Origin of the sequence: Limosilactobacillus sp., assembly GCF_051873075.1 — a bacterium.
Classification (GTDB): Bacteria; Bacillota; Bacilli; order Lactobacillales; family Lactobacillaceae; genus Limosilactobacillus.
The window spans coordinates 47,250-56,896 of record NZ_JBJEEM010000027.1 but is presented as its reverse complement, the minus strand read 5'-3'; the positions used below and the strand labels follow the sequence as shown (position 1 = coordinate 56,896).

Genomic DNA, 9,647 nt, shown 5'->3' with positions numbered 1-9,647 from the left:
GAAGTTCGTCAAATGGTGAAAGATGAAGATATTCGTTTCTTGCGGGTAATGTTCACCGACTTACTGGGGACGATCAAGAGCGTTGACCTGCCGGTAAGTCAACTGGAGAAGCTGTTGGATAACAAGATCATGTTCGACGGTTCCTCCATTGATGGTTTCGTCCGGATCGAAGAGAGTGATATGTACCTGTACCCAGACATGTCAACCTGGCTGACTTTCCCATGGGGTGCGGAACACGGTAAGGTGGCCCGGGTCATCTGCAGTGTTCACAACACTGATGGCACTCCATTCTCCGGTGATCCACGGAACAACCTGAAGCGGGTTCTGAAGGATATGCGGGCCCTTGGTTTTAAGGACTTCAACATTGGACCGGAACCAGAATTCTTCCTTTTCAAGCTTGATGAAAATGGTAACCCAACTACCAAGGTTAATGACCAAGAAAACTACTTCGACATGGAACCCGCTGACCGGGGTGAAGATTGCCGGCGCGACATCGTCTTAGCCCTTGAAAAAATGGGCTTTGATGTTGAGGCGGCGCACCACGAAGTTGCTCCTGGCCAACACGAAGTTGACTTCAAGTACGCTGATGCCTTAGAGGCTGCCGACAATATCCAGACATTCAAGCTGGTGGTTAAGACCATTGCTAAGAAGTACGGTCTGCACGCCACCTTCATGCCAAAGCCGCTGTCTGGGATCAACGGTTCGGGAATGCACCTGAACATGTCCCTGTTTGACGCTGATGGCCACAATGCCTTCTACGATCAAGATGATAAGAACCAGCTTTCCCAAACTGCCTACCACTTCCTGGGCGGTCTGATGAAGCACGCCCGGAGCTTCACCGCAATCTGTGACCCGATCGTTAACTCTTACAAGCGGTTGGTTCCAGGTTACGAAGCACCAGTTTATGTTGCCTGGTCTACTTCTAACCGGTCACCACTGGTCCGGATTCCAAACGACCGTGGCATGGGCACCCGGCTGGAACTGCGGTCTGCCGACCCATCCGCTAACCCATATCTGGCCATTGCTAGTGTCCTTGAAGCCGGTTTGGATGGTCTGCGCAATGACCTGCCACCTGTTCACAATATCGACGAAAACATCTACCAGATGAGCCTGGCAGAACGTCAAGAAAAGGGGATTGTCAACCTGCCTGATACCCTACACAACGCCTTGAAGGATCTGGCGGCTGACGATGTGATCAAGGGCTCCATGGGTGAACACCTCTACAAGAGCTTCATGGAAGCCAAGACCCGTGAATACGACAGTTACCGTCAACACGTCTCAGATTGGGAACGGAACCAGTACATGGAGAAGTACTAATTCAATTGAATTATGAGTAAAAAGCTGGGAAGGCAGCCGCTTGCAGCTGCTTTTCAGCTTTTTATTGCTGTCAATTGACAAATGCGAACATTCAGATACAATTATACTTGTTGTAATAGCGGCTTCTTGCTGCTAATTAGTTACTAAAGGAGAATCGAGATAACATGGATCAAAAGGTCAGAGTTCGGTATGCACCAAGTCCAACTGGTTTCCTGCATATTGGAAATGCCCAATCAGCATTGTTTAATTACTTATTCGCACGGCACTTCAACGGTACGATGGTACTGCGGATTGAAGATACCGACACGAAGCGGAACGTCAAAGACGGTGAAGCCAGTCAGCGGGAAAACCTGCACTGGTTAGGGATTGACTGGGACGAAGGTCCAAACAAGCCAAATCCAAAGTACGCCCCATACCGGCAGAGTGAACGGAACGCCCAGGGAATCTACCACAAGTACATCCAAGAACTGTTGGATAAGGGGATTGCCTACAAGGACTACACGACCGAGGAAGAACTGCAGGAGATGCGGGAACGGCAACGAGCCAACAAGGAAGCACCGCACTACGATGGTCGTTGGTATGGCCGGAGTGAAGAAGACCAGAAGGCCGCCGAAGCTAAGGGACTGAAGCCAACCATTCGTTTCCACTTCCCAAAGAACCATGACTACGAATGGGACGACATTGCCCGGGGTCACGTTTCTTTCAACTCTGATAATCTTGGTGGCGACTTCATCATTGAAAAGAGTGACGGAATGCCAACCTACAACTTTGCCGTGGTTGTCGACGATCACTCAATGGACATTACCCACGTCCTGCGTGGTGCCGACCACATCTCCAACACGCCAAAGCAGATTGCGATCTACGAAGCCCTCGGCTGGGAACACCCAACCTTCTGTCATATTCCACTGATCTTCAACCCGAAGACCCGGAAGAAGCTGAGTAAGCGGGACAAGGATACCCTGCAGTTTATCAGTGAATACAAGCGGCATGGTTACCTTCACGAAGCCATCTTCAACTTCATCGCCTTCCTGGGCTGGTCACCAAAGGGCGAACGCGAAATCTACTCCAAGGATGAACTGATCAAGGTTTACGATCCTGACCGGATGTCCAAGGCCCCAGCCTACTTCGACCAGAAGAAGCTGGACTGGATGAACGCGCAATACATCAAGCAGATGTCTGTTGATGAGCTGACTGACCGGACGATGGAACTGGTTAAGGAAGGCGAGACCGAGGAAGCTAAGCGTCTGCAAAGCATTCCTGAAGATGAATGCCGCGACATCATCAAGAAGACGATCCACGTTCACCAGCGGGATGTTAACAAGTTGCTCGAAGTGATCGAATACGCATGGAGCTACTACAACGTGCTGGACGAACACTTCAACTATGATCAGCTCGTTGACAACGAAGACTTCAACAACGACGACGTGCTTGCCGTATTGAACGGTCTGAAGGATAAGCTGACTAACGGTGGGGATGACCTCGACTATAGCCAAGCAATCAAGGAAGTTGGTAAGGAAACCGGCATCAAGGGTCGGAACCTGTACTTCCCGTTGAACCTGGCTTTCACCGGTTCAACCTCTGCTCCACAGATCTATGAGATCATGGACATTTACTCACGCAAGACTGATATCGAATTGCTTGATCGGATGATCGCCGCATTCAAGTAATTGATTTGCTAAACAAGCTGGACGGGATAACCGTCCGGCTTTTTCTTTTGAAATGGCTTGACCACTATTGCACAAATCAGGTAGGCTATACATAATGTAAGATCATTTTTTCAAGAAGGGACATGATAATTAATGGTTGAAATGAGCAAGCATATGCGGGCTACGCTAAACGATGTGCCGACACTCAAACTTTTTGATTTTTCAACGTTTGTTTCTAAGATTCCGGATGTGATCAAGTTCACTCTTGGAGAACCAGATTTCGACACTCCCGAGTATGTTAAGCAGGCAGGGATTCGTGCTATTCAAAACAATCGAACCCACTACGCTCCGCAGCGGGGCACGACGGGGCTCCTGCAGGCGGTATCTGATAACTTAGCTGAGCGCTACGATCTGCACTATGACCCGCAGACCGAGATTTTGATCACCAATGGGGTGACGGAAGGGGCCTATGCGGCGATTACCGCCGTTACCAACCCCGGTGACGTGGTTCTGGTACCAACGCCGACCTTTTCAATCTATGGCCCCGATGCCATCATCGGCGGGGCAGAAGCGGTCGAGGTCGACACCTCGGTAACTGACTTTCGCCTGACCCCGGCCCTCTTGAAGAAGTATCTTGACAAGTATGGCGACCGGGTCAAGGCGATCATCTTCGTCAACCCGGCCAACCCAACCGGGGTTGCCTACAGTCAGCAAGAACTGGACGACCTGGCCGCCTTGATTAAGGGGAAGCCGATCTTTGCCATCAGTGATGAGATCTACAGTGAGCTCAACTACGATGGTGAATACGCCTCGATGGCCAAAGCCTTGCCGGAACAGACCATCCTCGCCAACGGCTTCTCGAAGTCCTACGCCATGACTGGTTGGCGGCTTGGCTACCTTTGCGCCCCTAAGAGCATCACCAGTGAGATCTTCAAGGTGCATTCCTTTATCATGATGGACGTCGCAACCTTCACCCAGGACGCGGCGGAGGCGGCCCTGCGCGGTGGGACGGAAGCCATCACCGCGATGGATCGGCAGTACATCGAACGGCGGGATTACATGTTATCCCGGCTGGAGAAGATGGGCTTCAAGTGCACCCGGCCAATGGGGGCCTTCTACATCTTTGCTAAGATCCCATCCTTTTTGGAGCAGGATGATACCAAGCTGATCTACCAGCTCGCCCAGGAAGCCCACGTAGCCGTGACGGCCGGGACCTTCTTTGGTGCCGGTGGTGAAGGTTATCTTCGCTTCAGTTATGCAACCGCGCTGGACCAAATCAAAGAAGGGATGGACCGGCTAGAACGGTTTTGCCAGGGTCAGCAAAAATAAGTAAAAAAAGAGCAGGCAATCGAAATTACTTGCTCTTTTTATTTGGATTGTTTCAAAAAGCTTAGTCACTCAGTTTCTTGGCTTCTTCATCAAGCTTTGCGAAACCAGAGCCATCAGGCTTCTTGTTTCCACGTTTTTCCATAGCCTTACGGGCCATTTCCTTACGTTCTTGTTTGCTCAGTGCCATAAATACTTCGCCTCTTTTCGAAACGCTCCGTTGGCAACAGATATCATACGAAAGTAAAACATCTGTTACATACATTATAATTCAAATTATAAAGATTACAATATCGAATGATAAAAATATTAAGAAAGTCCTCAATTCCCAATTTGCTTCTTTAAAATTTATTAAAAGTTGGCTAAGATTAAACTAGTATTTAGACAAGGGGAAATGTTTATGGCAAGTGAAAATCAAGACAGTAAGGCCGTAGATGTTAGTCAGCAAATAAAGGACCGGATCGAGACCAAGGTTAAGTACCTCCAGGAATTGGATCAGGCTATCGACCAACACCGGGACCGCGACGTTTACCGATTATTAGACAATCAACGCTACGCTAAGGAAATTGAGCACCGTGAGCAACAGCCCAACGACGAGGGCGTGATGAGCCTGGTGGACGACTTGGCTGACCAGCTGAGCAGCTACCTCAGTGTCAACCTGATCAAGTACCTGGGCAAGGCCTACCCATTCTTCTACTATGAAGAGTACCAGACCGGTCACTACCGGATCTACTTCGGTAACTGGTGGGACCGTCGCCGCTTCGGTGAACTGGACGTGCTGAATGTGCGCTTCTCATTTGACCAGACCGAATACGAGATGTTAAACAAGTCCTTTGCCCTGGCGCGGAAGAACAAGCGTTACAACAGCGACCGGATTAACAAAATCTCTAGTGAAAATGACCGTCTGCAAGAATTGATCGACCACCAGCGGGAACGAGAAGAAAAGCGTCAACAGCTTCAAGAAGAGCTCAAAGACATTAATTCTCACTCTGGCTTGTTCGAGTCCAGTCGTAACCGGGCTACTCGGGAGGAGCTGGTTGACCAGCTGCAGAAGCTGGAAGACCAGGAGAGCGAATCACGGACGGCTGCGCAGACGATTAAGGAAAACGAGCAGGTTGTCCTGGCCCTTTCCAAGGAAAATACTATCCTGAGCTACGAACAAAAGAGTATTATCGATGCCTTCGGAAGCTTCGAGGACTTCGAATTGGCTAATCGCAATCTCTACGCTGACTACCTTAAGAGTCTGGACGATGACAAGGATGCTGGGAAGCGGGTGAATGCAGATGACTAACAAGATTGAAAATTCACCAACTGCAAAGATTACCGCACTTTCGGATTCGTTTAAGCAAGTCTTGACGCGCGGTCAGCAATACGTTGACCTGCTTGATCAATTAGCCCAGACCAGCGATGCTAAAGAACTCTTGGCGGCCGCTGAAAAGCTAACTGAGCAGGATCTGCACAACGCCTTCATCGACTTTCCACAGCACTACCAGGCCGCTGACTACTGCATGCTCTTCATGGGCCGGCTGTTGGAGATGCACAACGTCACCAGCGTAACGATTGACGAGAATGGTCAGCACGAATTTATCGCCAAGGTAAGCCCGCTTGAAGACGCTATTTTTAAGTTTGTGGTCAGCCCTAATGGGGAGGCGGCCTTCACCGAACAGACCCAGCAGCAGCCGATCTTCTACATGAACCTGGACCAGCGCCTCTTCCAGTTTAACAATCGGGCCCTCGTGAACTACTTCATCGTCTATGCTTTAAAGAAGCACAGTGATCTGGAATTGCGTGACGCCATCAAGCCGCTGATTGAGTTTGCCAACGAACTGGCTAATGACCTCGACTTTACGATTAACCTGGGAATCCTGAATACTGCCAACGATCAGCGGTTCAAGCTGCGGGAACCTAACCTGCAGTTGACAGTGATTGATCGGCTCTTTGTCAAGACGGGCGAAACGGATTACATGCTGATGAACCTGCCGCACAACAGCGGGGCGGAACTGCTGCTGGACCAGGGAATTAAATTTGACCTATCCTTTGATCCAGATGACTATAGTCAGGAATGGGCCTTTCAGGTCAAGGATCCGGGTGAACAGGTGTCCTTCTTTGATATTCTGTTACACTACACCATGGTTCGTCAGTGGTACCTTGCTGACCGTGATTCATTGGCGGTTCGTTCAGAGCAGCTGATTATCGCCCCGGACGAGGATGAAGCGGCTGAACAAGCCCTAACCACGATTCCGGATGAGCCTGAGGAACCGGCGCCGACTGAGCCAGCAGATGAACAGTCGGTAGATGAGCCAGCGGAAGCTGAAACAGAAACGCCAGAGCAAACAGAGCACGATGAGGATGATTAAATGTTAGATATTACCAAGATGCTGCATACGGTGGTTGACCTTGAATTAACGGTTGACGATGCCAAGGAGCTTCTGATCGGTCCTGAGACCCGGCAGCAGACAATCTTTGTTCAGCTGGATTATCAACTGGCTAACTTTGCCCAGGCAGCGGGGTGGGCAGATGTCCTCGAGCAGGGGTCAGAGGATCCAGCACTGGCCCGCACGAGCTATCTGAAGAGCCTGGCCCTCCTGTTGCTATTCAGTGCGAAGAAGCAGTGGACTCACCTGGTTGTGATGGATGATGACCAGTGGCAACGGGTCACCACGGCTCAGCAATCGACGAAGCTGGCCGACTTGAATAAGGAGTACCTGGCAATTAAGCACTTCTTGAACGGGGCCTACTACAGTCACCGCCAGGAAGACTTTCGCCATGCTTGGCACCTCTTGTTAAAGATGGGGATTGTCGACTTTGGCTACCAGCCGGCTGACCTCCAGCAGGCATACCTGGAACTGTTGGCGAAAGTTGCTAAGCAATACGAAGAGGATTAATGAAAAGGAGCCCTAGGACGAATGGTCTTAGGACTCCTTTTGTTGAAGGTGAAATATTAAGGTTATGCCTCGCGATCACGAGCCGCCGCACTGTGCTTCCCGGGAACCCGGTTGTTTGAAACGACATTACCGATGACTGCTCCGGCAAGAATTAATACAATAATCAATAATGGCAACATAATTAATCACCCCAATTAATCTTCTATATAACATTATTGTTACTTTTTGCTAATTTTGCAATCATTTTGTAACAATTAAAGGAAAATCTTAACTAATTGGGACACGGTTAGCCTTGCGGAACCAAAATAAAGGGCATCTCAAACTACTTGAGGTGCCCTTTATTCTATACACAAAACAACTATCAACGTTGGTATATCAACACTTAAAATGGAACGAGCGGGGGTCGAACCCGCAACCCTCGGTTTAGAAGACCGATGCTCTATCCAGTTGAGCTACCGTTCCAGACAGCATTAAGTATATAATCTTCGACACGGTTGTGTCAACAATGTCTTATCTTGTCATAAATTTTTTGTTAGAATGAACATTAGTCTCGTTTGACAAAGCGCTTACATATGCATTATACTAAGCATTGGTAGAAGTATAGAAGTAAGGGGGAACTTAAGCTTATCACTGAAGGGATGATGATTTATGGCTGTTAATAAAACAGATCCGCGCGTAATCAAGACTCGCAACAGTCTACGCAAGGCTCTTGTTTATCTGATGCGTCGTTACAAGATTGAAAACATCAGCGTGCAGAAGATTACCGAAACTGCCAACATCACCCGCGGAACTTTCTATCTTCACTACCGCGACAAGCAGGATTTTATTGAGTCCGCGATGAAGGACATTCTCGATGATTTCTTTGCACAGGTGATGGTGAATAATGAGAAATTTAGCTTGTCAAAAGAGCGAACGGTGCAGGTGATTTCTCTGCAGAAGGCGTTTCAGTATATCGAAAAGAATGCCGATATTTTTGATGTTCTTTTGAATGATGAAAACAATAATGGTTTCTACGAGCGATTCTATAACCGCTTAGCCAACTACTTAACCACTTATGGCAACGTTATTACTGATAATCAAAAACAGCTTGAGGTTCCTTTAAATTTGCAGATTTCCTTCATCTGTTCAGCATTTCTTGGCTTAGTCAGTCATTGGCTTGAGGATGGCTTGATTTACACCTCTCGTTACATGGCCTTGAGTACTACCAAGATGCTTAACCAATTAAACAGCGACGGGGCATCGCTTGTGGGCTTCTTTAGTGGTGAAAAGGATTCCGTTGTTGAAGAGATTTGACCCTACGAAGTTGTTTGGCGGCCGCCATCACGACGGCTGCTTTCTTTTTGGAATTTTTCATTGACGTTAGGGTGAAAATTTGCTATCATACAAACGTTGTATTTGTGAACCAACAACTACAACCGCGCGCTATCAAGTTTAAAGCATTTGCTGCTTGATTCGGCGAGTCTTAGATACTAAGGAGGTGCACAATATGTACGCAATTATTGTTACTGGTGGCAAGCAATACAAGGTTGAAGAAGGTAAGTCAATCTTTGTTGAAAAGCTTGATGCTAAGCAGGGTGACAAGGTAACCTTTGACAAGGTTGTCCTGGTCAGCGGCGACGATACCAAGATCGGTACGCCATTTGTTGATGGTGCTGCTGTTGAAGGTACTGTTGAAAAGCAAGGCAAGGAAAAGAAGGTTGTTACCTTCAAGTACAAGCCAAAGAAGCACACCCACACTAAGCAAGGTCACCGTCAACCATACACTAAGGTTACGATCAACAAGATTAATGCTTAATGCGGAGGTGAGACAATGATTCGGGCCAATTTTAATTTAGATTCGGATCAGCGGATCACCGCATTTCAGATTACCGGCCACGCCGATGCTGGCCCCTATGGTCAGGATATCGTCTGTGCGGCGGTTTCGGCATTGTCAATCTCAGTGATCAACGGCTTGGACAAGTTAGTTCATGCTCATCCAGTAATTGAGAGTGACAATGACAACGGTGGCTTCTTAAAGGTCACTGGTCTCAGGAGTGACCACGATAGTCAGCTCCTGTTGGAGACCCTCCTGAACGGTCTGTTGGACATTCAGGAGAGTTACCCAGATAACATTGAAGTTAAAATGTTAAATTAATCTTTTGCTGGAGGTGAACAACTATGATTATGGATTTGCAATTCTTCTCCCACCACAAGGGGGGTGGTTCCACTGCTAACGGTCGGAACTCAGCTGGTCGTCGTCTCGGGACCAAGGCTGCTGATGGTTCAGTAGTTACTGCTGGTTCAATCATCTACCGTCAACGTGGTACGCACATCAACCCAGGTGAAAACGTGGGCCGTGGTGGCGATGATACTCTTTACGCTAAGGTTGCCGGCGTTGTTAAGTTTGAACGTATGGGCCGCAGCAAGCGGAAGGTATCTGTTTACCCAGTTGCCGAATAATATATAAAAAGCACCGCCTCGTGTGGTGTTTTTT

The 9,647-nt window shown here is 48.5% G+C and carries 11 protein-coding genes, 1 tRNA gene and 1 other annotated feature; of the genes, 10 read left to right on the top strand and 2 right to left on the bottom strand.

The features are described 5' to 3' along the window. The 3 genes from glnA to ACI31J_RS03580 form a co-directional block, all read left to right on the top strand. Window positions 1–1,317 (top strand): type I glutamate--ammonia ligase (gene glnA, locus ACI31J_RS03590; RefSeq protein ID WP_439773070.1); only part of this gene is annotated, 1,317 nt, incomplete at its 5' end. Window positions 1,318–1,481: 164 nt separating this feature from the next. Next, complete coding sequence (gltX, locus tag ACI31J_RS03585; RefSeq protein ID WP_439773069.1) at window positions 1,482–2,984, top strand: glutamate--tRNA ligase; 1,503 nt, start codon at window positions 1,482–1,484, stop codon at window positions 2,982–2,984. A gap of 132 nt (window positions 2,985–3,116) precedes the next feature. Then, entirely contained in the window at window positions 3,117–4,292 is a 1,176-nt protein-coding gene (locus ACI31J_RS03580; RefSeq protein WP_439773068.1) for an aminotransferase class I/II-fold pyridoxal phosphate-dependent enzyme, read from the top strand. Between the two features lie 61 nt (window positions 4,293–4,353). Here the strand turns inward: ACI31J_RS03580 and ACI31J_RS03575 are convergent, their stop codons facing one another. After that, a complete protein-coding gene (locus ACI31J_RS03575) occupies window positions 4,354–4,479 on the bottom strand; it encodes a hypothetical protein (RefSeq protein ID WP_263851276.1) in 126 nt (41 codons plus the stop codon). Window positions 4,480–4,683: 204 nt separating this feature from the next. Between ACI31J_RS03575 and ACI31J_RS03570 the strand changes: the two genes are divergently transcribed. The 3 genes from ACI31J_RS03570 to ACI31J_RS03560 are packed head-to-tail and all read left to right on the top strand — an operon-like array spanning window position 4,684 to window position 7,174. Next, window positions 4,684–5,580, top strand: coding sequence for an exonuclease SbcC (locus ACI31J_RS03570; protein ID WP_439773067.1), 897 nt, complete (start codon window positions 4,684–4,686; stop codon window positions 5,578–5,580). Then, entirely contained in the window at window positions 5,567–6,646 is a 1,080-nt protein-coding gene (locus ACI31J_RS03565) for a hypothetical protein (RefSeq protein ID WP_439773066.1), read from the top strand. The genes ACI31J_RS03570 and ACI31J_RS03565 overlap by 14 nt, the downstream gene beginning before the upstream one ends. Then, the gene (locus ACI31J_RS03560) at window positions 6,647–7,174 is read left to right on the top strand and encodes a hypothetical protein (protein WP_439773065.1); all 528 of its coding nucleotides are present in this window, start codon (window positions 6,647–6,649) and stop codon (window positions 7,172–7,174) included. Between the two features lie 388 nt (window positions 7,175–7,562). Here ACI31J_RS03560 and ACI31J_RS03555 read toward each other — a convergent pair. Beyond that, window positions 7,563–7,636: transfer RNA gene (locus tag ACI31J_RS03555), tRNA-Arg, on the bottom strand. 186 nt (window positions 7,637–7,822) lie between these two features. Here ACI31J_RS03555 and ACI31J_RS03550 point away from each other — a divergent pair. The 4 genes from ACI31J_RS03550 to rpmA all read left to right on the top strand — a co-directional run bounded on the left by ACI31J_RS03550 (window position 7,823) and on the right by rpmA (window position 9,613). Further along, the gene (locus ACI31J_RS03550) at window positions 7,823–8,467 is read left to right on the top strand and encodes a TetR/AcrR family transcriptional regulator (RefSeq protein ID WP_439773064.1); all 645 of its coding nucleotides are present in this window, start codon (window positions 7,823–7,825) and stop codon (window positions 8,465–8,467) included. A gap of 110 nt (window positions 8,468–8,577) precedes the next feature. Next, window positions 8,578–8,647 (top strand) — a sequence feature (ribosomal protein L21 leader region). 13 nt (window positions 8,648–8,660) lie between these two features. Continuing rightward, on the top strand, window positions 8,661–8,969 hold the full coding sequence (rplU, locus tag ACI31J_RS03545) for a 50S ribosomal protein L21 (protein ID WP_320610478.1): 309 nt from the start codon (window positions 8,661–8,663) through the stop codon (window positions 8,967–8,969). Window positions 8,970–8,984: 15 nt separating this feature from the next. Then, window positions 8,985–9,308 carry a ribosomal-processing cysteine protease Prp gene (locus tag ACI31J_RS03540; protein ID WP_439773063.1) on the top strand — a complete coding sequence of 108 codons (324 nt, stop codon included), beginning with the start codon at window positions 8,985–8,987 and terminating at the stop codon, window positions 9,306–9,308. A 23-nt stretch (window positions 9,309–9,331) separates the two neighbouring features. Continuing rightward, complete coding sequence (gene rpmA / locus ACI31J_RS03535) at window positions 9,332–9,613, top strand: 50S ribosomal protein L27 (RefSeq protein ID WP_057806106.1); 282 nt, start codon at window positions 9,332–9,334, stop codon at window positions 9,611–9,613. Window positions 9,614–9,647: the final 34 nt, after the last annotated feature.